The sequence below is a fragment of the Paenibacillus tritici genome, from assembly GCF_013204885.1.
Taxonomy (GTDB): Bacteria; Bacillota; Bacilli; order Paenibacillales; family Paenibacillaceae; genus Paenibacillus_AQ; species Paenibacillus_AQ tritici.
Window position 1 is genome coordinate 45,994 of sequence record NZ_JABMKX010000007.1, and the last position, 26,680, is coordinate 72,673.

Annotated in this window: 22 protein-coding genes and 1 riboswitch; of the genes, 7 read left to right on the plus strand and 15 right to left on the minus strand. The window is 54.1% G+C overall.

What is annotated here, in order from left to right; genetic code table 11:
* From HQN87_RS13610 to HQN87_RS13630, 5 genes are all read right to left on the minus strand, one after another.
* A complete protein-coding gene (locus tag HQN87_RS13610) occupies nt 1-219 on the minus strand; it encodes a hypothetical protein (protein ID WP_036691939.1) in 219 nt (72 codons plus the stop codon).
* Nucleotides 220-449: 230 nt separating this feature from the next.
* A complete protein-coding gene (locus tag HQN87_RS13615) occupies nt 450-1,574 on the minus strand; it encodes a response regulator (RefSeq protein WP_173133869.1) in 1,125 nt (374 codons plus the stop codon).
* Nucleotides 1,575-1,615: 41 nt separating this feature from the next.
* On the minus strand, nt 1,616-4,687 hold the full coding sequence (locus tag HQN87_RS13620; RefSeq protein ID WP_254075488.1) for an ATP-binding protein: 3,072 nt from the start codon (nt 4,685-4,687) through the stop codon (nt 1,616-1,618).
* 148 nt (nt 4,688-4,835) lie between these two features.
* Nucleotides 4,836-6,134, minus strand: a complete 1,299-nt coding sequence (locus HQN87_RS13625; protein ID WP_173133872.1) for a nucleobase:cation symporter-2 family protein — start codon at nt 6,132-6,134, stop codon at nt 4,836-4,838.
* Nucleotides 6,128-6,733: a xanthine phosphoribosyltransferase gene (locus tag HQN87_RS13630; protein WP_173133875.1), complete on the minus strand. Its 606-nt coding sequence runs from the start codon at nt 6,731-6,733 to the stop codon at nt 6,128-6,130. The genes HQN87_RS13625 and HQN87_RS13630 overlap by 7 nt, the downstream gene beginning before the upstream one ends.
* A 185-nt stretch (nt 6,734-6,918) precedes the next feature.
* Nucleotides 6,919-7,022, minus strand: a riboswitch (purine riboswitch).
* 240 nt (nt 7,023-7,262) lie between these two features.
* Here HQN87_RS13630 and HQN87_RS13635 point away from each other — a divergent pair.
* Both HQN87_RS13635 and HQN87_RS13640 read left to right on the plus strand, forming a co-directional pair.
* Nucleotides 7,263-10,853 (plus strand): response regulator, encoded by a 3,591-nt coding sequence (locus HQN87_RS13635; RefSeq protein ID WP_254075489.1) that lies wholly within the window; start codon nt 7,263-7,265, stop codon nt 10,851-10,853.
* A gap of 8 nt (nt 10,854-10,861) precedes the next feature.
* On the plus strand, nt 10,862-12,037 hold the full coding sequence (locus tag HQN87_RS13640; protein WP_173133878.1) for an ATP-binding response regulator: 1,176 nt from the start codon (nt 10,862-10,864) through the stop codon (nt 12,035-12,037).
* Nucleotides 12,038-12,137: 100 nt separating this feature from the next.
* Here HQN87_RS13640 and HQN87_RS13645 read toward each other — a convergent pair whose 3' ends face one another.
* Nucleotides 12,138-12,530: a winged helix-turn-helix transcriptional regulator gene (locus tag HQN87_RS13645; protein WP_173133881.1), complete on the minus strand. Its 393-nt coding sequence runs from the start codon at nt 12,528-12,530 to the stop codon at nt 12,138-12,140.
* Between the two features lie 158 nt (nt 12,531-12,688).
* On the opposite strand from HQN87_RS13645, the gene HQN87_RS13650 reads away from it, so the two are divergent.
* Both HQN87_RS13650 and HQN87_RS13655 read left to right on the plus strand, forming a co-directional pair.
* Nucleotides 12,689-13,894: an MFS transporter gene (locus HQN87_RS13650; RefSeq protein WP_173133884.1), complete on the plus strand. Its 1,206-nt coding sequence runs from the start codon at nt 12,689-12,691 to the stop codon at nt 13,892-13,894.
* A gap of 368 nt (nt 13,895-14,262) precedes the next feature.
* Nucleotides 14,263-15,105 (plus strand): aldo/keto reductase, encoded by an 843-nt coding sequence (locus tag HQN87_RS13655; protein ID WP_173133887.1) that lies wholly within the window; start codon nt 14,263-14,265, stop codon nt 15,103-15,105.
* 34 nt (nt 15,106-15,139) lie between these two features.
* Here HQN87_RS13655 and HQN87_RS13660 read toward each other — a convergent pair whose 3' ends face one another.
* Both HQN87_RS13660 and greA read right to left on the minus strand, forming a co-directional pair.
* A complete protein-coding gene (locus tag HQN87_RS13660) occupies nt 15,140-16,066 on the minus strand; it encodes an AEC family transporter (RefSeq protein WP_173133890.1) in 927 nt (308 codons plus the stop codon).
* 537 nt (nt 16,067-16,603) lie between these two features.
* Complete coding sequence (gene greA / locus HQN87_RS13665; protein ID WP_173133893.1) at nt 16,604-17,086, minus strand: transcription elongation factor GreA; 483 nt, start codon at nt 17,084-17,086, stop codon at nt 16,604-16,606.
* Between the two features lie 220 nt (nt 17,087-17,306).
* Between greA and HQN87_RS13670 the strand changes: the two genes are divergently transcribed.
* Both HQN87_RS13670 and HQN87_RS13675 read left to right on the plus strand, forming a co-directional pair.
* Nucleotides 17,307-18,476, plus strand: a complete 1,170-nt coding sequence (locus HQN87_RS13670; protein WP_173133896.1) for an ATP-grasp domain-containing protein — start codon at nt 17,307-17,309, stop codon at nt 18,474-18,476.
* Nucleotides 18,477-18,489: 13 nt separating this feature from the next.
* Nucleotides 18,490-19,239: an esterase family protein gene (locus HQN87_RS13675; RefSeq protein ID WP_173133899.1), complete on the plus strand. Its 750-nt coding sequence runs from the start codon at nt 18,490-18,492 to the stop codon at nt 19,237-19,239.
* Nucleotides 19,240-19,396: 157 nt separating this feature from the next.
* Here HQN87_RS13675 and HQN87_RS13680 read toward each other — a convergent pair whose 3' ends face one another.
* From HQN87_RS13680 to HQN87_RS13705, 6 genes are all read right to left on the minus strand, one after another.
* A complete protein-coding gene (locus HQN87_RS13680; protein ID WP_173133902.1) occupies nt 19,397-19,684 on the minus strand; it encodes a DUF6509 family protein in 288 nt (95 codons plus the stop codon).
* A 124-nt stretch (nt 19,685-19,808) separates the two neighbouring features.
* On the minus strand, nt 19,809-20,906 hold the full coding sequence (rlmN, locus tag HQN87_RS13685; RefSeq protein ID WP_173133905.1) for a dual-specificity RNA methyltransferase RlmN: 1,098 nt from the start codon (nt 20,904-20,906) through the stop codon (nt 19,809-19,811).
* Nucleotides 20,907-21,102: 196 nt separating this feature from the next.
* Nucleotides 21,103-21,459, minus strand: coding sequence for a nucleotide excision repair endonuclease (locus HQN87_RS13690; RefSeq protein WP_173133908.1), 357 nt, complete (start codon nt 21,457-21,459; stop codon nt 21,103-21,105).
* A 102-nt stretch (nt 21,460-21,561) separates the two neighbouring features.
* Nucleotides 21,562-22,548: an NAD-dependent epimerase/dehydratase family protein gene (locus tag HQN87_RS13695; RefSeq protein ID WP_173133911.1), complete on the minus strand. Its 987-nt coding sequence runs from the start codon at nt 22,546-22,548 to the stop codon at nt 21,562-21,564.
* A gap of 498 nt (nt 22,549-23,046) precedes the next feature.
* Entirely contained in the window at nt 23,047-23,595 is a 549-nt protein-coding gene (locus HQN87_RS13700) for a TetR/AcrR family transcriptional regulator (RefSeq protein WP_173133914.1), read from the minus strand.
* A 413-nt stretch (nt 23,596-24,008) separates the two neighbouring features.
* Complete coding sequence (locus HQN87_RS13705; RefSeq protein ID WP_173133917.1) at nt 24,009-25,274, minus strand: nitric oxide synthase oxygenase; 1,266 nt, start codon at nt 25,272-25,274, stop codon at nt 24,009-24,011.
* Between the two features lie 97 nt (nt 25,275-25,371).
* On the opposite strand from HQN87_RS13705, the gene HQN87_RS13710 reads away from it, so the two are divergent.
* Entirely contained in the window at nt 25,372-25,680 is a 309-nt protein-coding gene (locus HQN87_RS13710; protein WP_367272719.1) for a putative quinol monooxygenase, read from the plus strand.
* Nucleotides 25,681-25,794: 114 nt separating this feature from the next.
* Here HQN87_RS13710 and HQN87_RS13715 read toward each other — a convergent pair whose 3' ends face one another.
* Nucleotides 25,795-26,646, minus strand: coding sequence for an EcsC family protein (locus HQN87_RS13715; RefSeq protein ID WP_436836467.1), 852 nt, complete (start codon nt 26,644-26,646; stop codon nt 25,795-25,797).
* Between the last annotated feature and the right edge of the window lie 34 nt (nt 26,647-26,680).

The window sequence follows — 26,680 nt, forward strand, 5'->3', positions numbered from 1 at the left end:
CTAACCTTCTGTACGCATGGGAACCAGCAAGAGCTCCAGCTTCCCTTCATCCACATTCAGCCTTCCCTCTACCGCCTCGAACTCGCGGCCGCCTACGACAATATAATTGACATGCTCCAGAGCCGTAACCATATTCATGCTCCAGACGCGCTCCTCAATCATTTGCAGGTCGCCTTCCGGCAGCTTCTCAAACAGAATGACCTTCAACCCATTATCCATGCTTAACCCCATCTCCTCTTGAATACTCATTATGCTTCTGACTTCTGATACGCTGCTTGTGACGCTTTCGTTTCAACTCCCGCAGCCTTGAATATGTATACCACAGGACAGCACGATTGTATCGTTACTCCTTCATCTTCATCCCTATCTATAATATCTGGACCGGATCAACTAAATTCTATGCCTGACAAATAATAATGGCAATGGGAAAATCAGTGACAGCCGCTGACTCATAGCACCTTCTGGACCCAGCTGTCCATAACCTGATCCGGACGGATGCCCAGGTCTCTCTCCAGCAATTCTTTATACTTATCGTAGTGTGTCCTGAAACCGATGAAATCCCCCAGATCCGCGTAACTTCGCAGGGCAAGCCGGCAGATCTGATCCGAATACGGATCGACCGCCTGCAGGTCCAGCAGCCTGTCCAGCGCCTGCCGGGGCCGCCCGGAGGACAGCTCATACTCAGCGGAATGCAGAGCCATGCGGATATACCGGACCTGCAGCTCCTTGCGCCGGATCTCTGCCCAGTCATAGTGATGTTCTTCCAGGTAATCTCCACGGTACAGCTTCAACACATTCTCCCGGCGCAGCCATTCCTCATCCGACTCCACAGGCGTACCGGAATACCCCCGCTCGAACTCCTCCACATCCAGCACAACCTTCTCCTTGGTCAGCCTGTACCGCTCCTGCGAGAACTCCACCAGCACCTCCATATCCCATGCCTTCAGCAGCTTGCGGATATGGTACACGGTCGTATGCAGATTCGTCACAGCCTTCTCCGGCTTGAAATCCGGCCAGACAAGGTCCACAATTGTATCCTTCATGATCCACTGTCCGCGGTTATGCAGCAGCAGGGCAAACACTTCCTGGGCTTTGCTTGTTCTCCACTGCATCTTGCGGGCCGGCTCCATGCTGTCCGTGAATTCAAGCCGTTTGAAGCAGAGAATGGACAGCTCCTTGACTTGTGCTGCTGATTTGGGGAGGGACTCTGTCCGCGCTTCAGACTTCTCCAGCCGCTCCAGGGTTTTGCTTAACCGCTGGGAGGTTACCGGCTTCAGCAGATAGTCTGCGGCATTCAATTCAAAAGCCTCGATCGCATACTCGCTGTATGCGGTAATATAGACAATCCGGGTGCTCCGGTCCAGACCCGCAATATATTCTCCAGCCTCCAGCCCGTTCATCTCCGGCATGCCGATATCCAGGAATACAATATCCGCCTTGTCCCGCTCCAGATGCTCCAGCCCCCGCCGGGCCGACGTATATTTCCCGGTAATCTCCAGACGCCCGTCCTTCAGAAGCAGACGCTCCAGGTGCTGAAGCGCCGGCTTCTCATCGTCAATCAGTATCGCCTTCATGGAAGGACTCACCTCCTATTCATCGTTCACAGGTCTATCGCTTATCTCGGAATGGTATAAGATATAGCGGTTCCCCGGCCCGGTACGCTGTCAATGCTCAGGCCTGTTCCGTACATTTTGAGCAGCCGGTGCTGAATATTCCGCAGCCCGATGCCTCCCTCTGTCCGTTCTTCGGACAGGATCTCCACAATCTTCTGCGGGGACATTCCAACACCGTCATCCAGAACAGCTACCCTGAGGGAGCCAGGCAGCAGCTCGACCGTCAGCTGTACCGTCCCTCCGGCCTCCTTCTGCATCAGGCCATGATTCACGGCGTTCTCTACAATCGGCTGAATGCTCAGCGGCGGAACCATAGCCATCACATCGTCCGGGACATCGAACTCGATATTCAGCCGCTCATCGAACCGTGCCTGCTCCAGGGCAAGGTAGGATTTGACCAGCTCCAGCTCCTTCACAATGGACACGGTCTGCCCCCGGTTCTGGAAGTCGAAGCTGCTCCGCAGGTACTGGCTGAGGTCGAGCAGCAGTTCCGTGGCCTTGTCCGGTTCTACCGGACATACCGAAATAATGGCATTCAGGGCATTATATAAGAAATGCGGCTTGATCTGCGCCTGCAGGTAAGCGATCTCTGCCTGAACAGAGGCACGGATAGACTTGCGCATATCCAGCAGGGTCTGCATCCGCGCCTTGAATTCGCGCAGCTCCACCGGCTTGCTTAGATAATCATTCGCGCCGGCCTCGAACGCTGCCAGGATATCGTCCGGACGGCTGCTAGCCATGAGCACCAGAATAGGCAGCTCGGACAAGGTGAACCGTTCACGGATGGCCTTGACTAACAGAAGTCCGGGCATCTCCGGGATCACCCAGTCGGCAATAACAAGATCTAGCTCAGGGTTCTGCTGAATGATGTGCATAGCCTCGGCTCCGCTGCTGGCGGTAATCACCGAATGGTTCTCCAGTTGCAGCATACCTGTCAGCACGCGAAGGTTAACAGGGTCATTATCCACTACCAGAATGGAGCAGCAGTCCGCAGACGGCGGCAAGACCGGGTCTTCTCCGGGAGGCTGATACGCAGCAGCCGCCTCCCATCCGTGGAACTCCTTGAGTTCCTCCTCCAGCAGCGCCCGGCTCCTCTGCAGGATAGGCTGTGTGAAGCGGAAGATCGAGCCGTGCCCCGGCTCTGAATGCGCCTCAATTTCTCCGCCTGTCAGTTCTACCAATCTCTGGGTAATACTGAGGCCAAGCCCGTTCTCCCGGTACACCTTGTTCGCGGCGGGACCGCTTGGATCATAAGCATCGAATATCGAGCGCAGCCGCTCAGGCGCTATGCCTTGACCTGTATCCGTTATAAGGATGGCAACATACTCTTCTTTAACCTCAGCAGACAATGTTATCACGCCTCTGGGCGTATAATTCACTGCATTTGCCAATAAATTGTGCAGAATCTGGGCCAGGCGCTGCTCATCCGTCTCCAGCAGCGGAAGCCGCTCCGGCAGAATCAGGCGGAATTCCAGGTGGCTATTCCCGTACACCTGGCGGGTGACCTCCATGATCGAGGAAGCTGTTGTACGGAGATCAACTGCCTGGCGGCGCAGAAACAGCGAGCCGTGGTTGAGCTTCGCGAAGTCCGACATATCATGGATTAAGGCTGTAAGCCGCTTGCCGGTGGAGACAATCGTAAGGAGCTGTTCACTCTGAGCACTGCTTATGGAACCAGCAGTACCCTGCGCCAGGACCTTGGCCATGTTCACAATCCCCTGAAGCGGCTTGCGGAGTTCCTGGGAAGTATCGGAGATGAAGTCATCCTTCAGACCGTCGAGCGACAGCAGACGGCGTGAGAGCTGTTCCACCTCCAGGAAGGAGGCCGCATATTGGCGGGTCATAATAATGGCCTGAACGAACCCGAACAGGAGAATTTCGTAGGAGATGATGAAATAGCTGAAGTTCATGCCCATGAAGCTGATCAGGTAATAAATAATAACCACGCTCAGGCTCTCAATGCTGACCATCATCAGGAACATATTTTTGTCATTGCGCCGGGTTCCCTGAACCATGGAGTAGAGGACGAAGCCTATGCTCACCGAACCCCAGGTCAACAGCATGCCTTCCAGATAGCTGAACTGATAAGCCGGGACGAATACAGCAATCAGCAGCAGCAGGACCGTAAACAGCTTGGAGGTCTTAATGACTGCAATAGACATCGGATAGTTCACGGAATTGGCTACATAACGCAGCAGAAAATAATAGACCAGCGTGGAGGAAGCCAGCTGCAGCTTCAGTATAATCTCGTAAGGAAATCCCGGCATCACGGCCAGGATGAGCTTCTCGCCATGGGTTAGAATGTAGACCAGTGCCGCCAGGCAGAATAAACCGAGATATAAGGTAACCCCCCGGCTTTCCCTTACTTTGGAGAACATCAGCAGGAACAGGGACAGAACGAAGAATCCGATCACCGCAGCCCCATCCACGAACAGGGCAAATTCCCGGTGCTTCAGAATTGAGGTCTGATTACCGATGACAATCGGCTGAACAATTCCTCCTGAAGAGTAGCTGTAGTTAGCCACCTGTACAATAATCTCCATGCAATTCCCGGTCACCGATGCGAAGCCCATATAAGGCATATTATTCTGCCTGCCCTCAGAGGCGGCGGCTGACGGGGTACCACTGCTTCCAATCTCCTGCCCGTTCAAGAAAATCCTGCTCGCACTGCGGATGTTGCTGGTTCGCAGGCCATATACCGCGGCTTCCCCCCCGGCAATTCTGGCCTGGAGGCGGTAGGTAGCGTGCCCCTTGGCGCGGCGGTCCCCGTCTTCAGCAAGATCAGCGTTCCATTTCGCCGGAACTTTAATCATCGCAGAGACGGAGGGCGCCTTCTTCCCGCCGTTCACCGGATGGAAGTCTCCGGGCGACAGGAGTACATCGCGGTACAGCTCCCATTCTCCATCCAGCTTCATGATACCGTCCTGGCTGGGGTTCCAGGAGCGCAAGTCGATGACACCCTGTACTGCCTGCGGCCTGTCCCCTTTGATCTGCAGGGTCTGGAGGACGGAGAGCAGCGGAATGATCAATACCAGCACCAGACTGCCGAGAATACTCAGCCAATACTTTCTCATATTCTCCGCCATTCCCTTCTGGTTGTAGTAATAGAAGTATTTTAAATTATACAACAGGGGTTGTTTATCTGAGCACACAAAAAAAGCCGATTCCCATATATTTCGGAATCGGCCGCGAATCTTGTTAGATTCGCCGTGATGGAAGATTTTACTTAACCTCCGGGGCTGCGGCGGCCACCGGTGCGCTGTCCTGGGTTCTCGACAAGAAAATATTGAGAATAATGGCCGTCAGGGAACCGGATACTATGCCGTTCTGCAGCAGCATTCTGGCGAACTCCGGCAGCTGGTCGAACATGGACGGAAGCACTGCAGAGCCGAGGCCCACAGCAATACTGCAGGCGGCAATCAACAGATTACCGTCCTTGCGGAGATCCACATCGGACAGAATCGACATGCCGGAAGCGGCTACCGATCCGAACATGACAATCATCGCCCCGCCAAGCACCGCATTCGGCACGACAGTGGTCAGTGCGGCGAGCTTTGGCAGCAGGCCCAGCACGATCATAATTCCGCCAGCCGCAAAAATCACATTCCGCGTCTTCACCCGGGTCAGCGACAGCAACCCGACATTCTGGGAGAATGCGGTGTACGGGAAGGCGTTGAAGAAGCCGCCAAGCATGATGGCCAGTCCTTCGGAACGCAGGCCGTTGACGATCTGCTTCTGCTCCACCTGCTGGTCCGTTGCCTTGCCTACAGCAAAATAAACGCCCGTTGATTCCACCATGGACACGATATTCACGATAATCATCGTGAATATTGCCGTAATGCTGAACTGCGGCCAGCCGAAGTAGAACGGCTGGGCAACACTGACCCAGGAGGCCGTAGTCACGGTAGAGAAATGCACGATGCCCATGGCGTAGCCGATACCCGTTCCAACCACCAGACCGACCAGCACGGATACGGAACGCAGGAACCCTGTAGTCAGCCGGTTCACGGCCAGAATGACGAGCAGTGTGATCAGCGCCAGCAGCAGATTGCGGGGCTGGCCGAAATCGGCGCTGCCCTGACCCCCGGCCACGTTATTCATCGCTACCGGGATCAGCGACAGCCCGATAATGGTGACTACCGATCCGGTAACTACCGTAGGGAAGAACTTCAGCAGCTTCCCGTACACCGGGGCTGCCAGTACAACGAACAGACCGGAGATAATGATGGCGCCGTACGCCGTCGCCAGATTGGAGCCTGAAGCAATGGCGATAATCGGGCTGACGGCAGTGAAGGTACAGCCGAGGACCACCGGAAGTCCGCTACCGAAATATTTGCTGCGCATAATCTGCAGCAGGGTAGCCAGTCCGCATGTGAACAGATCCGCTGCAATCAGATACGCCATCTGCGTACCGTTCAAGTTGAGCGCTCCTCCGACCACCAGCGGTACAATGACAGCTCCGGCATACATAGCCAGCACATGCTGAAGCCCGAGGGCGAATATCTTCTGTTTGCTTAACATCCTGCACTCTCCTTGATTAATTCTTCCTGATCTATGAAATGAATCTCACCCGGCGACATCGAAGCAATCCGGGCCAGCGCATGTACAGGAACTCCGCGCTGCTCCAGCAGACCGCGTCCCTCCTGGAAGCTTTTCTCGATCACACAACCGACCCCAAGCAGCTCCGCCCCGGATTCCGCAATGATCTCGCATAACCCTACAAGCGCAGCGCCGGTAGCCAGGAAATCGTCGATAATCAGTACTTTGTCTTCGGGTCCCAGATACTTCCGGGAGATGCTGATCCGGTAGTCCTCCTGGCGGGTGAACGAATGAACCGGTGCCGAATACACCGCCTCGGACAGGGTAACCGCCTTATTTTTCTTGGCATAGATGAACGGTACGCCCAGCGCAATGCCCGCTGCCATCGCGAACTGGATGCCGCTGGCCTCCACAGTCAGCACCTTGGTGACCGGCTGATCCCCGAAGATGGCTGCGAATTCCTGCCCGATTTGCAGTGCAAGCTCCGTGTCCACCTGATGATTCAGAAACGAGTCTACTTTCAGTACAGTGCCTGACAGAATTAAGCCTTCTTGTCTGATGCGCTCCTCTAATACTTTCATTACAGCAGTTCTTCCTCCTTTGAATAAAAGACAGATGTACAATAAAAAAAGGACAGATTCCCCTGAGTGTTTCTCTCAAGTGAATCTGTCCTTCTGGGTTTTTGTCCCTTAGTGGTGTAACACATATACGTGTCCGCATCGCTTGGACCAGTCCTTCCCGTGCCATGGCACAAGAAACGGAACCCTAGATGCGCTATTTCACTCATAGTCGGATAATTACAGTGGTTATCCGGTAGAAACTTATGGGCCATATTCCCAAGATTATATGAGTTATGATAAGTCTATATCTTACACGCTCCGCAGAATGCTTACAAGCAAAATTTTAAGTATATTTGCGGTGGTTTCATAGTTTTTCATAAAAAGTTAACAATCGTTCATCCACGCGGCTGAGGAAGCCGGGATAACCCCCGAAAAGCCTTGAAAACTGAAGTTTTCCGGGGTTTTCTTGCTGCCCGCTCTATCGCCCAGCCTCTATTAAAAGTATAATTATATAGATTTAGTATTACTAACTGAACAAAGGCGGCGAACAATGAGAATAAAACAACAGGTTTGGTTAGCAACATCCGTTTCTATACTGCTGCTTGGCAGTATGATTACTATATCTATCCTCAATATGGAGGGGGGCTCCCGCCTCCTCGCAGCAGGTCTCGGTGCTTGCGGCATTCTGATCGGGATTGGCCTGATCTTCAGTATTCAGCGGAACATCAACCACGGATTGAACCGGATTATGAACATCTCCAGGGATATTGCGGAAGGGACCCTTAGCCCGGCAGCCGCATCTACTGTGCGCAAGGATGAATTCGGACAGCTCGCCGGCTCTTTCTATAAGCTCGCGTCTGATCTTCACCACAGAACCGCCGAAGAACGCGAGCTGCGGCTGAAGGCGGAGGAGCAGGCCTGGATCAACACGCAGGTGTCAGAGATGGCGATGCAGCTTCAGGGCTCCGTGCAGCTCCAGACGGCTTCCCGTGTCTTCATCGGGAGGCTGGCTGCCGCTGTCGGCGGCAGCTATGGAGCGGTCTACCTAAAACAGGGTGATCAGCTGAACTTCGCGGCCGGCTACGCCATAGATGAGTCCGCAGGACACCGGGAGCCGATCCCGCTCGGCAGCGGACTGGTCGGACAATGCGGGCTGGACCAGCAGATTATTATGCTGCAGAATCTTCCGGAGGATTATATCAAAGTGCACTCCGCACTCGGAGAAGCCTCCCCTGCCTCGCTGATCGTAGTTCCCATCCTGCATGAGCAGGAAGTGGTTGCCGTAATGGAGCTGGCAGCGTTGCACCACTTCGGGTACAAGGAACATCAGCTGATTGAGCGGACCGGCCAGAATATGGGGGTCCTCATCAATACGCTGGCCGGTGTCGCCAAGATCGAAGAGCTGCTGAACGAGACCCAGCTGCAGAAGGAAGAGCTTGAGACGCAGACTGAGGAGCTGCAGGCTCAGACCGAGGAGCTGGAAGCACAGACGGAAGAGCTGCTCGCCCAGACCGATGAGCTGCGTAAGCAGACCGATCAATTGCATGATCAGAAGGTAGAGCTGGAGGTGCAGGCCGAGAGCCTGCTGAGCTTCAATGAGCAGCTCCAGGCACAGATGGAGCTGACAGAGGAACAAAAGGCCGAGATTGAAGCCCAGGCCGATGAGCTTAGAATACAGACAGAAGAACTGGCAGCCTCGAATCTGGAGCTTAAGCAGCAGATGGAGGTTACCCACCGGCAGGCCGCAGAGATTAAGGCGCAGGCCGACGAATTATCCGCAGCTAACCGTGATATGCAGAAGCAGCTGCAGATTTCAGAACTCCAGAAATCCGAGATTGCTGAGCAGGCGGAGGAGCTGCAGGCCCAAACAAATGAGCTGCTGAACCAGAAGGAGGAACTCCAGGCCCAGACGGAAGAACTCCAGTCTCAGACAGAGGAGCTACAGGCACAAGCTGAGGAGCTGCACACCCAGAAGGAAGAGCTGGCAGCCTCCAATGATCAGCTGCTGCTCCAGGTTGAGCTAACCGGGAAGCAGAAGGAAGAGATCGAGGTGCAGGCGCAGGAGATCTTCATGGCCGCACAATACAAATCGGAATTTCTGGCCAATGTCTCCCATGAGCTGCGTACGCCGCTGAACAGCCTGCTCATCCTCTCGCAGATTCTCGCCGAGAACAAGGAAGGGAACCTTCAGGCCAAGCAGCTGGAATACGTGCATACGATTTTCTCGGCAGGCAAGGATCTTCTTCAGCTGATCGACGAGATTCTTGACCTGGCGAAGCTGGAGGTCGGCAAAATGACCCCTGTTATCGAGCCGGTCTCCCTGCTGGATCTCAGCAGCAATATTTACCGCCACTTTGAACAGCAGGCCAAGAAAAAGAACCTCCGGTTCGATGTCCATACGGACAGCCGCCTGCCCGATCATCTGATGACAGACGGCCATAGGCTCCAGCAGGTTATGAATAACCTGTTGTCCAATGCCCTGAAGTTCACACCGGAGCAAGGCTCCGTCACCCTCTCCATCCGCACCAGCGGCGAAGAGGTGATCTTCTCCGTCAGCGATACCGGCATCGGTATTGCCGCTTCCAAGCTGGAGAGTATCTTCGAGGCCTTCCAGCAGGCCGACGGCACCACCAGCCGCAGATATGGCGGAACCGGTCTGGGCCTCACGATCTGCCGGGAGCTGGCAACGCTGCTGGGCGGAAGAATTGAGGTTGATTCCATAGAGGGCAAGGGCAGCACCTTCTCCCTGCTGATTCCCGCTGTGGAGCCGGGAGAGGATGCCCACGCGCTGGCTGCCTCTGCCTCTGCCTTTGCGGCCGCAGCTACTGCGGATCACCCGGGAGCCGAAGCGGCTCCCCGGGAGAATCCGGCCTTCCGGGAATCCTTCGTTCCCGATATCTCCATCTCCAATCCGAAGCTGCTGCAATATGCTGAGATGGAAGATGACCGCAGCAACCTGACAAGCGGCGATACGCTGCTGCTGATTATTGAAGAGGATGCTGAATTCGCCGCTATGCTGCTGCAGCTCGCGCGCAGCCGGGGCTTCAAAGCCATCGTCGCCTTCCAGGGCGATCAGGGGCTGGCGCTGGCCCATGCCTACAAGCCGGATGCCATCCTGCTGGATCTGCATCTCCCCGTTCTGGACGGCTGGTCGATTATCAGCCGGCTGAAGAGCCGGCCGGAGCTGCGCCACATCCCCGTGCATGTCATCTCGACAGCCGAGGAGAATCAGCAGAGCCTGGCGATGGGCGCCTTATCCTTCTGGAAGAAGCCGAATGATTATGCCGAGCTTGAGGCAGCCTTCCTGCAGATCGAGACCTATATCCGCCGTCCGGTGAAGAGTCTGCTGATTGTCGAAGACAATAAGGTTCTGCGCAGCAGCCTTGTGGAATTCATCGCCCATCCCGATGTGAACATCATTGCCGTCGGCACAGGGAGAGAAGCCATGGAGCATCTGGCCAGCCATCATTTTGACTGTATGGTGCTGGACCTGGGCCTGTCGGATATCTCCGGCTTCGACCTGCTGGAGCAGGTCAAAACCAACCGCAAGCTGCAGACCCTGCCGGTTATCATCTACACAGGCAAGGATCTCAGCAAGACGGACGAGCAGCGCCTCAAGCATTATGCCGAGAGCATTGTCATCAAGAACGTGCGGTCCATGGAACGGCTCTATGATGATACGGCCTTGTATCTGCACCGCAAGCACGCGGACCTGCCGCTGGACAAGCAGCGTCTGATCGAGAATCTGCATAATCCGGAGGCCGCTTTTGCCGGAAAAAGCATTCTGCTTGTGGATGATGATATGCGTAATATCTTTGCATTATCCAGTGTCCTGGAAGGGTATAATATGGAGATCAGCTTTGCCCAGAACGGTAACGAAGCGCTGAAGCATCTGGAGGACAACCCCGGGGTCGAGCTTGTATTCATGGATATCATGATGCCGGAGATGGATGGTTACGAGACCATGAAGCACATCCGGCTCAGACCGGAATATGATCAGCTGGTCATTATCGCTCTGACTGCCCGCGCCCTGGAGGAAGACCGGGTCAAGTGCCTGCAGGCCGGAGCAAACGATTATATTTCCAAACCGATCAATACAACACAGCTGGTGAGCGTGCTGAAATTATGGTTGATTCAATAGGAGGCGTCATGGAGTATCCGATTAATATTCTAGTAGTAGATGACCGGGCAGAGGAATTCCTGTCCATCCAGGCATTGCTGGCCGATTCCCCCTACCGGCTGGTCAATGCGCTATCCGGGATGGAGGCGCTGAAATGTCTGCTGGAGCAGGAATTCGCCCTGATTATTATGGATGTGCTTATGCCTGATATGAACGGGTTCGAAACGGCGAAACGAATTAAAATGCGTCAAAAATCACGGGATATTCCCATCATATTCCTGACCTCCCTGACTTCCGAGCTGGAGAACTATATGATGGCCTACTCGGCCGGGGCGATAGATTACTTGACCAAGCCGTACCATCCGACCGTGTTAAAAAGCAAGATTGACGGCTTCGTCCGCCTCTATCAGACCCTCAAAGAGCTGCAGCTCAAAACCGAGGAGCTGGAGACGGCCAACAGCATCCTTACCGAACTGAAGGAAACAGCCGAAGTGGCTCTGCGGATCAAAAGCGGCTTCCTCGCCATGATGAGCCATGAGATCCGTACACCGCTGAACGGGATTATTGCCATGTCCGATGTACTGCGCTCCTCCGATCTATCCGCAGACGACCAGGAGATGGCCGAGATCATTCATACGAGCGGCCATGCGCTGGTCTCGGTGATTACACATATCCTGGACTTCACCAAGATTGAATCGGGAAAAATGGAGCTGGATTACGAGCTCTTCAATCTCCACTCCTGCCTCAAAGAAACGGTCGATCTGTTCCGGGCGCTGGCCAGAGAACGCAGCCTGACCCTGGAGACCTCCATTGATGCTGACGTTCCTGCCCTGCTCATCGGCGATCCCAACCGTCTGCGTCAGGTCTTGAACAACCTGATCGGCAATGCCATTAAATTCACCCAATCCGGCGGCGTCAAAGTGCATGTCCATCTCCGGCAGGCTATGGATAAGCTGCTGGAGCTGGAATTCATTATTGAAGATACCGGAATCGGCATCCCAGCGGACAAAATGAAATATCTGTTCCAGCCGTTCACCCAGATCGGAGCCACCATCAACCGCAAGTTCGGCGGAACCGGGCTCGGGCTGTCCATCTGCAAAATGCTGGTCGATCTCATGGGCGGAACGATCTACGCCAAGCCAGATGTTGAGGGCGGAGCAACCTTTATCTTCACCATTCAGGTCGCAGAAGGAGAGCCGGATTGAACCCCCGCATCGTCCATGCACTTCTATCCTATCTTTCCGAAGAAACGGCTATGCCATCCTCTGTGAGGACGGCATAGCCGTTTCTTCTTGTTTCCATTCCTTATTCCGCCGCGCCCGGCAGCAATTCCCCCTGCTTGTTATTCAGCACATTATCCTCCAGCACAGCGAATTTATCACCGTATTCCTTAATGATATGCAGCTCCCCCCACGCGCAGAGGGAATCCAGAATAGTTCCCAGGGTCTGTCCGTATTCGCTTAGCTCATATTCCACCTTGGGCGGAACCTGATTGTAGCTGATCCGGTTGACGATACCATCCTGCTCCAGCTCCCGGAGCTGCTGGGTCAGCATTTTCTGCGTAATGTTAGGCATGTGGCGCTTAAGGTCGCTCGTCCGCAGCTTACCGTGCCGCAGATGGCAGAGGATGACACACTTCCATTTCCCGCCGATCACTTCAAGCGTTGCTTCAACCGAAATATTATATTTTTTAGCCATTCATCTTCCCCCTGTGTATTCCTCAGAGTATCCTGTCCAATAATCTACAGGTACTTTTTAGTACCTATAGTACTTTTAAGTACGTACTGTTCTAATCGGTAGCTTTAATCCATAATAGCATTTACCGGCCGGTGATTACCATAGTAGGAGTGAAGAACATGTCTCTGGACCACAGAAAAAGTACCCTCGCGCTGCTGGCTCTGGCGATCAGCGCCTTTGCGATAGGAACAACCGAGTTTATCAGCGTAGGCCTGCTTCCACTCATTGCTGATGACCTGAATATATCCGTGACCACCGCCGGATTAACTGTAACCCTGTATGCACTGGGCGTAACCTTCGGGGCTCCTGTGCTAACCTCACTGACCACAAGGGTCTCCCGCAAAACACTGCTGCTCCTGCTGATGCTCGTATTCATCGCCGGGAACAGTCTTGCCGGCGCTGCCGGCGGAATCGGCACTCTGCTGGCCGCCCGGGTGATATCCGCTCTCTCCCACGGCCTGTTCATGTCGATCGCCTCCACCATCGCCGCCGATCTGGTGCCGGAGAACCGCAGGGCCAGCGCCATCTCCATGATGTTCACCGGCCTTACCGTCGCCACGGTCACCGGTGTTCCGCTCGGCACGTTCCTCGGCCAGCAGCTGGGCTGGCGGGCCGCCTTCCTCGCGATTGTAGGGATCGGCATCCTGGCGCTGGCCGCCAACCTGATGCTGGTGCCCTCCGGGCTCCGCAAGGGGGCCCGCACGCCGCTGCGCGAGCAGGTCAAGCTGGTGACGAACGGCCGGCTGCTGCTGGCTTTTGCCATCACAGCCCTGGGCTACGGCGGAACGTTCGTCGTCTTCACCTACCTCTCACCGCTGCTCCATGAGATCAGCGGCTTCCAGGAGAAGACGGTCGCCGTGATCCTGCTCGTCTATGGCATCGCTATCGCCATCGGTAATGTCATCGGCGGCAGAGCAGCGAACCGCAAGCCGATGAACGCCTTATTCTATATGTTCGCCCTGCAGGCCGCCGTGCTGCTGATCCTCACCTTCACGGCTCCGTTCCAAACCGCCGCCCTGATCACCATCTTCTTCATGGGGCTGCTCGCCTTCATGAACGTTCCCGGGCTCCAGGTCTATGTAGTGATGCTGGCTGACCGGTTCGCCCCCGGCGCCCGGGATGTCGCCTCTGCCGTCAACATTGCCGCCTTCAATGCAGGCATTGCCATCGGCGCGTACCTCGGCGGGCTGGTTACGGATCACATGGGGCTGATCCACACCGCCTGGGTAGGGGCCGTTATGGTCTTCGGCGCCGTCCTGCTCACGGCCTGGAGCCGGGCGCTGGAGAACAGAGACGAGCGTATACAGCGGGCGGAAGCCGCCTGAGCTTAAGTACTGTGTACGGCACCCAATGCAATGTGCGTAGCCAAGCGGTGTGTATGCCACCAATGGCAGGGGGCGCAGCTTATTTTCGTAAAATCCTGCCTATATTACAACATTGCCCTCTTTACTCCGGCCCTATGTCAAGATTGTTGCATGAAAGGCAGTATTTCTCATCCAACCAGCGGTATTACGGAACAATTCTTGTATTTCATGCAGCAATCTGTACAAACAACCAGATACGCTGGAGTCAAAGTTGCAATCCGTGCAGCATTTTGCCGCTTATCGTCCAAAGTACATCCTTAATGCATCTAAAGTACATCCTTACTACTCAGTTTTTCTTACTACATCATTCATTCAGGAGGTTATTCCATATGGCACAGCATTTACAAGATAGAACGGTACTTCAAGGCGGCGTGAGTATGCCGTGGGTTGGACTCGGGGTTTTTCAGGTGGAGGACGGCGACGGGCTGGTGCAGGCGGTGAAGTCCGCGATTGCCCACGGCTACCGCAGTATAGATACTGCCGCAGTCTATGCCAATGAGCGCGGGGTCGGACAAGCAGTTAGGGAAGCTATGGAGGAGAACAAGCTCGCCCGCGAAGAGCTCTTCATAACTTCCAAGGTCTGGAATGCAGACCTCGGCTATGAACAGACCCTGGCCGCATACGAGGCCAGCCTGGAGAAGCTGGGTCTCGGCTATTTGGATCTGTATCTCATTCACTGGCCGGTGAAGGGCAAATACAAGGAGGCCTGGAGAGCGCTCGAAGCCTTGTACCAGGCAGGCCGTGTCAAAGCGATCGGCGTAAGCAATTTCCAGATTCATCATCTGGAAGACATCCTACAGGATTCGCAGATCCAGCCGATGGTCAATCAGGTGGAGCTGCATCCCTATCTGTCCCAGCAGCCGCTGCGCAGCTTCGCACAGCGCCATGGCATTCAGATTGAGGCCTGGGCGCCGCTGATGCAGGGCCAGCTGCTGGACCAGCCGGTACTGAAGGAGATCGCTGCCAGCCACGGCAAATCCGTTGCCCAGATCATTCTGCGCTGGGATCTGCAGCATGGCATCGTCACCATCCCGAAATCAACCAAAGAGCAGCGGATCATCGAGAATGCCTCCCTGTTCGATTTCGAGCTGAGCCGTGCCGAGATGGAGCGGATCGACAGTCTTAACCGGGATCAGCGGACCGGTCCCGATCCGGACAACTTCGATTTCTGAAACCCGTTCCCCCAGCCGCCCGGCTCAGCAATCTCTACCCGCCCACCGCTGCGATCAGCACCGGCAGGACCAGGAAGGAGGCCAGCGTAGTCCAGACGATACAGCGCGAGACGAGCGAAGGTGAGCTGCCGAAGCGTTCCGCCAAAACCACGGAATTAACAGCGACAGGCATGGAGGCCAGAATCAGCAGCACTGAGAACAGGGTGCCTGTGATATTCAGGGCGAGCAGCACCAGCGCGGCGAGCAGCGGAGCCAGCAGCAGCCGGACGGTCAGCCCTGTCCAGAACGCAAGCTGCACATTGCGCTCCGTATGCGCTGCCTGGACCTTCACCATCTGCGCGCCGAGAATCGCCAGCACTACCGGCGAATACGCTCCGGCGGCCATCGCTACGCCCGAGGCCAGCTCATGCGGCATATGCAGGCCGAGCGCCCGCAGCAGCAGCGCCAGAATAGCGGCGTAGATGGCCGGCAGCGAGAAGACCGACTTCACCGCGCTGCGCACCGAGAACTGGGATCGGGCGGCGAAATAGACGCCGATCGTATTCACGATCACCATCTGGGCGATCACATAGACCGAGGCCTTGTCGAGGCCGAGCTGGCCGAAGGCCAGCAGCACCAGCGGCAGACCGTAATTGACGCTGTTCGTGAAGGTGGAGATGAGCGTCAGACCGGCGGCTTCGGGCGGGGCGAGCTTCAGTATTTTGCCGATTAGAGTAGCCAGACCCCAGAGCAGAAACAGGTTCAGCAGCGAGAACGCAAGTGTCTTATAGACATCATCGAAGGAGATATCTGCCGTAGCCAGCGTATCCAGGATAATGGCCGGACTGAGAAAATACAGGTACAGCGTCAGCAGGGGCTTCGTGTCGAGCTTCTTATACCGACCAAGCAGCGCCCCGGCGGCCACTGGAATGGACAACGGTACAATGACCTCTACAAGTGTGGTTAATACAGTCTGAATCACAAGCCAGGACTCCTCTGTGTGGTAGTTACTCCCTACTATAACCCCCCCAGGCGGGGAGCGTCTAAGACACGGAATCAATATCCTTGATAGCCATCACCTATGGCAGCCCGCCGCTTGCAGACTGTGTAACCAATGATGCCCGAAGTTCAAAACCAGCACTTTACCACTTACCAAGGAGTAGACTTGACTCCACGCTGCCACGTTGCTCCAGCGACATAAATATATTAGTTGGAAAAACGTATCTTAATCCGGCTTTCTTTGATCATTTTGGGAAAAGAATTGGATTAACGGCATTTAATTTCCTGCCTTTCTTCTAATCTAGTCGATTTGCAGCATATTAGGTGCTGTTTTTCCACCTGCTGTCCCGCAGGCATTCCTCTGTTCATCAGCAAGTGGAGAAAATCCTACTGCTTCCGCCATTTCTGCGTTTCAGCGAGAAATAGAAGGATGAATTATCATAGGAAACATAAAATTTATACTCAAAAAAAATCCCGCCCCCTCAAAATAAGGGAACCGGGATTCTTGTTAGATGTTTGTTTACAGCATTTTAATTTCAAGCAGCTCATATTTGATAATACCCATCGGGGCATTGACGCTGATGATGTCGCCCACTTTTTTGCCGATCAGCTCTTTGCCCAGCGGGCTTTCGTATGAAATCTTGTTGTCCAGGACATCGGCTTCCGCCGGACCGACCACCCGGTATTCAATCTTCTCGGAGTACTCGACATCATTCAGAATAACGATGCAGCCTACGCTGACTGTGCTTAGATCCATATTGCTGGAATCCACGATCTGCGCTTTGATCAGCATCTTCTCCAGAATCATGATGCGGGTCTCCATGAAGGATTGATCCTCCTTGGCAGAATGGTATTCACTGTTCTCCTTCAGATCCCCGTAGCTGATTGCCAGCTTAAGCCGGGCGGCAAGCTCCTTGCGTCCTGCTCCCTTAAGTTCTCTCAGCTCTTCTTCGAGCTTGGCTAACCCTTCCTTCGTCAAAAACACTTCGTCATTGTTGGACATATTTACAACTCCTATTATTAGCTCGCTTTATTGTATTCTAACTCATATCCGCCCAACATGCGAAGAGAAAGCGCTGCAATCGGAAAACGTGATTCCCCATCTATAATGACAGTCCAGCAAAAACAAGGCCAAGGATTGACGGATCTGCACGAAACTGATAGATTGAATTAATCATACAAATTAACTCGGAATTACACTTTAGCCAAAGGGGCCGGTCCGCATGAACTTTATTTTCTTTTCCCCGCATTTCCCCAAGAACAGCGCTGAATTCTGTACTCACCTGCGGCAGCAGGGAGCAACGGTGCTGGGAATTGGCGATGCCGAATATGACCAGCTGGAGGACAAGCTGAAGTCGGCATTGACGGAGTATTACAAGGTAAGCGATCTGGAGAGCTATGAGGAGATTCTGCGGGCCGTCGGCTACTTCACCTATAAATACGGCAAGATCGACCGCTTCGAGTCGCTGAACGAATACTGGCTGGAGCAGGACGCCGCTATCCGCACGGACTTCAACATCTACGGCACCAAGTCGGATTTCGTCTCCAACCTGAAGCAGAAATCCAAGATGAAGGAATTCTTCCACAAAAGCGGTGTAAGCACCGTACAGTTCTCCACCGGAACCACGCGCGAGAGCGTGGAGAGCTTCATCCAGAGCGCCGGCTTCCCGCTGGTGGTCAAGCCCGACCTCGGCTCCGGGGCCAGCAATACGTACAAGATCAATAACGAAGAGGAGCTGCAGCACTTTTTGGACACCAAGCCGGAGGATGTAGCCTTTATCATTGAGGAATTCATTGACGGGGTTATCCTCACCTATGACGGGCTGGTCGATATCGACGGCAACGTGCGGTTCGCGGTCAGCCACCTGTTCGAGAACAGTGTCATGGAGGTCGTCAATACGGACAACCACCTCTACTACTTCTGTCTGCGGGAGATCAGCCCGGAGGTCGAGGAGGCCGGGAAGAGCATTTTGCAGGCTTTTGACATCCGGGAACGGTTCTTCCATATCGAGCTGTTCAAATCGCACAAGGATGGCCGGATCATTGCCCTGGAAGTGAATATGCGTCCGCCGGGCGCCTGGATGACCGATGCCATTAACTTCTCCTATGATGTGGATGTCTATCAAGAATGGGCCAGCATGATCGTACACAATGAGGTCGGCGGCCCTTACGAGGGCAAATATTACACAGGGTATGCCAGCCGCAAAAGTCATAAGCACTACGCTCACAGCCACGAGGATATCTACCGTGAATTTGGCGGGAAGATTGTGAATTATGCCGAGATCGAAGAGGTATTCAGCCGAGCGATGGGCAACAGCGCCTATCAGTTCCGTTCGCCCGAGCTTTCGGAGGTCAGGGACATCAGAGGTTATATTCACCAAGAAGAGGGATAGGATGTGTTAACGGATGAGGATAAGCTACCATAAGGAGTACAGCCACAACCTGGGCAGAGACATGGAATATAAAATATACGGCCACGCCGGCAAACCGATGCTTGTCTTCCCTACGTCGCTTGGACGCTTTTACCAATATGAGGATTCGGGCATGATTGATACGCTCTCGTCCTTCATTGAAGCGGGCAAGCTGCAGATTTGGGCCTGCGACAGTATAGATGAAGAGACCTTCTTCTCCACGCACTGGAATAACGAGGACCGTATCCAACGTCATGAGCAGTATGATAAGTATATCGCGCATGAGCTGATTCCCGGCATCCTCCATGAGAGCAGGCAGAACAACGGCGGGACCGATCAGCGCATTCTGATCTCGGGCTGCTCTATGGGTGCTTATTACAGCGCCAGCTTCTTTTTCCGTTATCCGCACTATTTCGATACCTTAATCGCCCTGAGCGGCGTCTACTCCACCTATTATTTCTTCGGCGACTATATGAGCGAGAAGGTCTATTTCAACTCTCCGCTGCATTATCTGCCGGGGCTCACGGATGAATCTTATCTGAACCAGTACCGCAGCAGCAACATCATCGTCTGCGTCGGACAAGGGGCTTATGAGGAGGAGATGCTTCATGAGACCCGGCTGCTCCAGGATGTACTGGCACGCCAGGGAATTCCCGCACGGATCGACTACTGGGGCCATGATGCCAGTCATGACTGGCCGTGGTGGAACAAGCAGATTCATTATTATGTGGAGGGCTGCCTGTAGCACGTTTCACGTTTATAGTAAAAAGAACGGGGCTGTCCAGCCATCACTACAGATGACTGCGGCAGCCCCGTTTGGTGCATACGTTCACCCGGTTCACGGCAACAAAAAAGGAAACCGCCAGGTTCAGCAGTTTCCTTCCAGCGCTTACAGCCGGGTCTTATTCAGGCACATGCTCTGAACAGAACTGAAGCAGCGCTGCTTCCTCGTCTTCTTCCATATCGAAATCGAGCAGCTGGCCTGACGAGGTTTCCTGCAGATCGTAGCTGACAATGCTTGTCTGCTCCTCTTCCACTTTGACAATCACACGGGCGGAAACTCCGTTCTCTACGTACAGCTCATCATCCTCCGGTACATCAATATTAACGACGAATTCATATCTCTTGCCGCTTAGTATACCAAAAGGATCTCTTACGTTCTCCACGGTGTAGCTTGTAAATGTCAACAAGTCGCATTCCTCTTTTCTCAATTCACTGCTGCCAGATTATTGTAACACAGGGCCGGACAAAAAGAACGGTGCGAAGTGAATCCATCACCGGCACCGTTCTTATGAGATCATTCAGCCGCTGTACTTATCCCACAATGGCGGTGCCGGTCTCCGCTGCTTTGCCCTTGGTCTTCTTGATCTGCTTGCTGCGGAGCTGTCCGCAGGCCGCATCAATATCGACTCCATGCTCCAGCCGGGTGCTTACGCTCACGCCCTGCTTCTTCAGCGTATCGAAGAACGCACGCACAGACTCCCGCTCGCTCCGCTGATACTGGCTATGCTCATCCACGGGATTATACGGAATCAGGTTGACGTTCGCGAGCTGACGCCGGTCTCCGATTAATTCGGCCAGCTCCAGCGCATGCTCCTCGCGGTCATTGATATCCTTCAGCAGGATATACTCCAGAGTAATTCTGCGGTTGGTCTTCTCCAGATAGTAATCAATCGCCGGCATTAATTTCTCTATAGGAATGGCGCGGTTAATCTTCATAATCTGTGTCCGCAGCGCATTATTCGGCGCATGGAGGGAGATCGCCAGATTGACCTGCATGTTGGCGTCGGCGAATTCTCTGATTTTGTCAGCGAGACCGCTGGTAGATACGGTAATACCTTTGCCGGCAATCGCCAGACCCTTGTGATCCTTGATCGTAGTCAGGAAATTCAGCAGATGACGGAAATTATCGAACGGCTCACCAATGCCCATGACCACGACATGGCTGACCTTCTGTCCCAGACCGGCCAGATCCAGGTAATGCTGGACCTTCATAATCTGCTCCACAATCTCGCCGCTGGTGAGGTCACGGCTCTTCGCCAGCAGCCCGCTCGCACAGAAGCTGCAGCCGATATTGCAGCCGACCTGAGTGGTGACACATACGGACAGGCCGTACTTTTGCCGCATCAGCACCGTCTCAATCAGGTTGCCGTCCTGCAGGCGGAAGAGGAATTTGACCGTACCGTCAGCCGATTCCTGCTTCACATGCTCTTCCATGGTCTGAAAGACAAAATGCTCCTCCAGCAGCTTCACACAGTCCTGATTCATTCCGTCCATGTCCCCGAAGCTGGTAATCCGTTTGCGGTAGAGCCATTCCCAGACAGCGGAGGCCCGGGATTTCTTGTGCCCATGCTCCAGCAGCCAGGCGGTCAATTGTTCCAAAGTCAATCCATAAATGGATTCTTTATTCATTTCATATCCTCTTTTCAAAACATTAAAGTTCAATCGATCTATTCTACCTTGACAGGACATTCGCAACAACAATAACTTATTTATTGTCTCAAATTTCGTTTATTAAAACAAGGGGGAACGCTGCCGATTCCGGGTCGTTTCCGTGTAATTGTAAAAAAGCGCAGTCCGCAGGGACCACGCCTTCTCACCGATACCCTTATTTGTACAGAACCTTCTCCACATTGTATTTCGCCTTAAGCGTGTTCACAATGTACGTCTCATAAATCTCCCTGTCGACCGGATCTTCAACGATGCAGACTTCAATCTTGGTCACTTCGTCGCGGTGCGGCTTCATGACGGATACATTATCCTCGAAATGCTTCTTGATCCGCGGTCTCAGCTTACGGGCCTTGCCCACGAACAGCAGCTCGTCCTTGTCATTATAGAACATGAAGATGCCGCCGGCTTCGCGGGTAATCAGGTGGAAATCCGTGAATCCGTAAATATGGCTGAGTACAGGGTTCTCCTGCTTGTAGATCGTAACTTCCGGTGCGGGAATGGTAATGCTGATCATTCTGCTTCACTTCCTCATTGTATATAGAAATAAATAGTATCACAGTTTGGGAACCCTGACTATTTCTATCTTCTGCAGATTACGCCTGATTTATAAGGGGGTTTACACATTTCCCGCTGCACGGTTCTGGATGGCACGGATGGTCGCCGTGATCCCCTCTTCAAAGGATGTCGCCGGAACCGGACCGGCTATCCGCTCGTACTTCGCACCGCTGAGCCGCAGGGGTTCCTTCGTCAAATACAGCATCTCGACGATCTCCTTCATCACCGGAACGAACAGGCCAAGCAGGGTCAGACCGGCTGTGCCTACAGGAATCATCCATTTCGAGCTTCCGGCGGCCTTGCGGGCGATGCGGACAATCTCCCGGCCGGAGATGACGCCTGCCCCCGGGATGTTCCAGTTCTGCCCGTACGCCTCCTCCCGGAGGGCCAGCTCCACCATCATCACTGCCGCATCCGGCAGATAGACATATTCACGCGGAATCGTCATATTGCCGATGAAGATCCCCGGTTTACCGGCGGCAACTGCCTCCAGGGCCGATCCCAGATAGGAGGCTTCATTAGCGGTCGGGCCGTAGTAATCAGGCAGCCGGACAATCATTCTTTTCGCACGGTTCCAGCGGGGACTGAAGAACATCTGCTCGAATTGCAGCTTTATTTGTCCCTTACGGGTATGCGGGTTCTTCGGATAGTTCTCATCAACCGGCTGGTCATTCACTCTTCTGCTATACACATAAATCCCATCTACAGCCACTACCTTCGCACCCAGCCGGTTCGCGGCCTCCATCACCGCTTCTCCCATCGGCAGCAGCTTCGCGGTCATCTCGTGATAGGGCACAGAGGCACAATGGAAAATAACCTCCGCCCCCTGCGCCGCCCTGAATACATCCTCCGTCTGAAAAACATCTCCGCTCTGCAGGCTTAGCCCCGCCGGATGACCCAGCCTGACCGCAAGCTGTTCAAGCTTCGGCATCGACCGCCCAAAAGCGACCGTCTCGATCCCTCTCCGCAGCAGCTCCGCTATAATTACCGTCCCTGTTCCTCCGGTTGCTCCCAGTACAATGGCTTTATTTATCGCATTATTTATCATTTGAGATTCCTCCTCGTTGGGGTGGTTGGCCGTTTGGATATTGATTGATCAATAACTATTTACAAATTAAAATCCTGCACCAAATGCAACTTTCCCCGCTCTCCATGGAGCCAGATAGACAAATGTTGCATCAATGGCACGATTCGTATCTAATCCGAACTGCTTTCCGGGGAAAATCCTGTATTTCCTGCAACAATCGGTGCATCTGACCCGCCATTAAAGAGTCGGTGTTGCAATACTTGCAACATTCTACTACGAACGACCGGTCAGTTGTTACTCTGCCAGTTGAACTAGACGTTTGGATAGTAACGTACATTTTCCTTCTACACTTACTTTTACAATTAAGATATTGATCAGTCACTATCCTACTGTCAAATTAATGCCAAGCTCCGGGGTTGGGAGGAATCGCTTAACAGCAGCAGCCGTACAGAGAATTTGCTCTGCCAGCCTTTCGGTCTGGTTCTGGACCACTGTACATCCCCCCGCCTGCCCCCTGGCTCACCGGTGCTTCGGCTTCAACTCCGGCATTTCCAGCGTAAGCGCAATATTGCACAGCATTCCGTTAGCCATGAAGGTACTTACTTCCACTTCAGGATGTGCGAACCCTGCGGCCGAGAACTTCCCCTCCATCAGCCGGGTTACCTCCAGGATCCCAGCCTGCATCGCCTGACGGATGGCTTCGTCCCGGATGCCAATCGCCTGCACCTGGAGAATAATCTCGTTCGGATGGGTCTCCATTAATTGCTCATATACCTGAATAGCTTCTGCGAGCAGACGATCTTCCGGAGCCTGAAGCCCTGAGAAGGTGCGGATAATCCGCTCGAAAGCCCGCTCCAGCGCAGCAATGAACAGCTCTTCCTTATTCTTGAACAGCTTGAAGATATACGGCTGCGATATTCCGACCTTCTCCGCCACCTGCGCGGTTGTAGCCCGGGAATAGCCATGCTCTGCAAAAACAACTACTGCCGCCTCCAAAATCTGCTCCCTGCGGTTCACCGGAGCAGCCTCATCTCCTTTGGGAGGGATTGTACGGGATTGCTTATTCATGAATAGTCTCCTTCTCTGCGGGAATAACGGGTGTTACCGAATGGGTTATTGATCAATCACTCTCTTGATTAGCAGTATATACTTCAAACTTTAGATAATCAACCCCAGCCGGAAAAATAACTTATCATGATCAATATCCTCCCGGCGGGCGATCAGCACCTCATAAAGATTAATCTAGACCTCACTCACCGCTCCCTAATTAGTTGGACAAACGTATCTTAATTCCCGTGCTTCGGAGTATTGGAGGAAATTAATTGGAAATGTGTAACTTAATTTCATGCGTTTCCTCCATTCTCCTCTATTGCAGCCTATTAAGTGCTGATTTTCCAACTGCTTCCTCGAAATAACGCCTCTGCTCATGAGCAAGTGGAGAAAAAGCAGCTATTTCCAGCTGATTTCATCCCGGACCGGAGTTAGCGGGGGTGATGAAACGGACATGTCAATGCTTCGGTAGCGCCCTGTAGTTCAGACTCTGGAGCCGGTTCATCCGGCCCCACATGCAGCGAGGCAGATCCGTCCGCTTCACCGGATGGACCGGCGGCTGCTGCTGCATCCAGCTTGTCTGCATACGCCTTCTTCTGGTACATGAAACGCGGACTTAGATGCAAATCTCTCAAGGTGTTATCATTCCAGATCGGTGTCGAAGAGGGCGACATCGGGGGGATCAGCCAGCCCCATTTGCCTGATACTTCGCGCCCCTGCCGACTCTCCTGCTCCTGGAAGCGGACGAACTGATCTGCCGCTGTATGGTGATCCACAATACTGACCCCAGCCTGCTTGAACGAATGGAGTACAGCACGGTTCAGCTCCAGCAGTGCACGGTCTTTCCACAGTGATGTATTAGTCGAACGGTCCAGGCCCAGCAGATCAGCCACTGCCGGCAGGCGGTTATAACGTTCGATATCCCCCAGATTCCGGGAACCGATCTCCGTTTCCATATACCAGCCGTTAAAAGGCGCCGCCGGGTAACGGATACCGCCGATCTCCAGGCACATATCCGAGACAACCGGAACGGGGTACCAGCGCAGGCACAGCTCTGGGAACCGTCCGATCTCCGGATGAGTGAGCGGAATCTCCTGCACAAGTCCGGGCGGGACGGGGAACCAGCGGGGTTCCTCCCCGCCGATGCTGATGACTAGCGGCAGAATATCGAAATCCCCGCCGCTCCCCTGCCAGCCCAGCTTCCGGCAGACCGCCGTGAACTCATCCGAGGCCGGATCACCGGCACGCGGCTGCTCCCCGTCTCCGGGATAGCCGGCATAACGGATCAGCTGATGATTCCAGATGCGGATCGTTCTATCCGGCTGCTCGTCGCTGCGGAATACGGTAATGACCGGCCGGACCTTGCCACCGTTATATGCTTGCTCCACATGCCGCAATAACGCCCCGGCCACCTCCTCCACCGTCTCTGCCCCGCGCGCGTCAATCACTGCAAGTGAGTGCCAGAATAGCCTCCCGATACAGCGGCTGTTATGACGCCAGGCCATCCTCGCCCCATGGGCCAATTCTTCCTCCGTATGTATATAGGTTCCCGTAAGAATTACCTCTTCGTGTATATCTGCAAGACGCCGCTCCAGCTCACTCTGTGACTTCTCCAGCTCCTGGTAACATACGGTGATGAACGATTCCGCCTGCCCGGTTAATTCATCAACGTTTCGCTGCTGATGTATTCGATTCATTTTTTTCACTCCTTAGTTCTGTTAAAATAAATGGTGATCAACCCCGCCATAGGAGCGGAAACTATATGCTGAGGTGATCCGTCTGAACAAATTCGGAATGTACGTGAAATTCACTGCTAAACCAGGTAGGAGAGATGCCTTGGCGGCGATTTTGCTCGAAGCTGCCGCCGCTGCGGAATCCGTACCGGAATGTGAGCTCTATCTCATCAACCTCTCGGAGACGGAACCCGATGTTCTCTGGGTGACCGAGGTGTGGAGCCATGCCGAAGCCCATGCCGCTTCCCTTACCCGGGAGGCAACCCGCGCCACGATCCAGCGGGCCATGCCGCTGATTGACAGAGTCGAGCCGGTACAGCTCAAGCCCATTGGCGGAAAAGGCCTGTTATTCAGCTCCGCTGCGGAATAGCGCCCCAGTGATTGCGAAACCTCCCAAACAGGCAAGGAGCACCGCTCTTGGTCGGGCGGTACTCCTTGCCTGTTCCTTAGTGCCTGTCTTCAGGCTCTGCTATGAACGACACCGTTACCTATTCGGCTCCAGTTCAGCCAGCCTGGCGATAATCCGTCTTTTGCGGTAGAGCATACGGGCAGCCTCCGTCACATCCTCCAGCGTCTTCCGGTTGAGATACGCACCGAAGAACATGCCTGCAACCGGAACCGTCTGGAGCAGCTTTTTCCAGCCCCAATTGTCACGGTATGCCACCACTACCTCCTTCCAGCCCTGAATCTTCGAGACCGCCTCACTGGTTCCGGTACTAATGTTGCCGTCTCCGCCGGCCTGCAAATTCAGCTCCTTCAGCAGCGTGCGCTTACCGACAATATCAGAGGAAGCGAACTGCATCACCTTCACGGTGAATATCCGCTCAGCCTTGTCTGTGGGATCGTAGCCATAACATAAGCCAATCTCCTGGATGGCCTTCAATGAGAGGCCCAGCACGGCCGGAATATCGGCTGCGAGTGTGAAGATTCCGCCGAAGCCGGTGGTCGCCCCCTGGGCAGTAGCCGTGTTCCAGCTTCTCTCCGACAGCCGGAGTGCAGCCGCATCCATTACAGCCAGCGGGTAGGGTCCGGTATCACGGACGCCCGCCGCCTGGCTTGTCTCTTCCATCAGCCTCCCAACCTTACGCCCGGCCACCAGATAGTTGCCGCCATTCTGGACATAACTGCCCAGCTCGTCCAGCAGCTTGCCTACCTTTTCATGGATAAACTTCGGCGTCACTTTATCAAGCAGCTTGAACGGCAACCGGGAAATCCGGTCCCAGATCATTAGCTTATTCTGCTCTTTCTCCCACTTGGCAATCTCCGCAAGCGCGGTGTGCAGCATCTCCGGTGTCTCCGGAGGACTCCATGAATCGGCGTTATCGGCTTCTGGCATTATGATGCGCCTCCCTCAAAATAGTCTCGTCGTT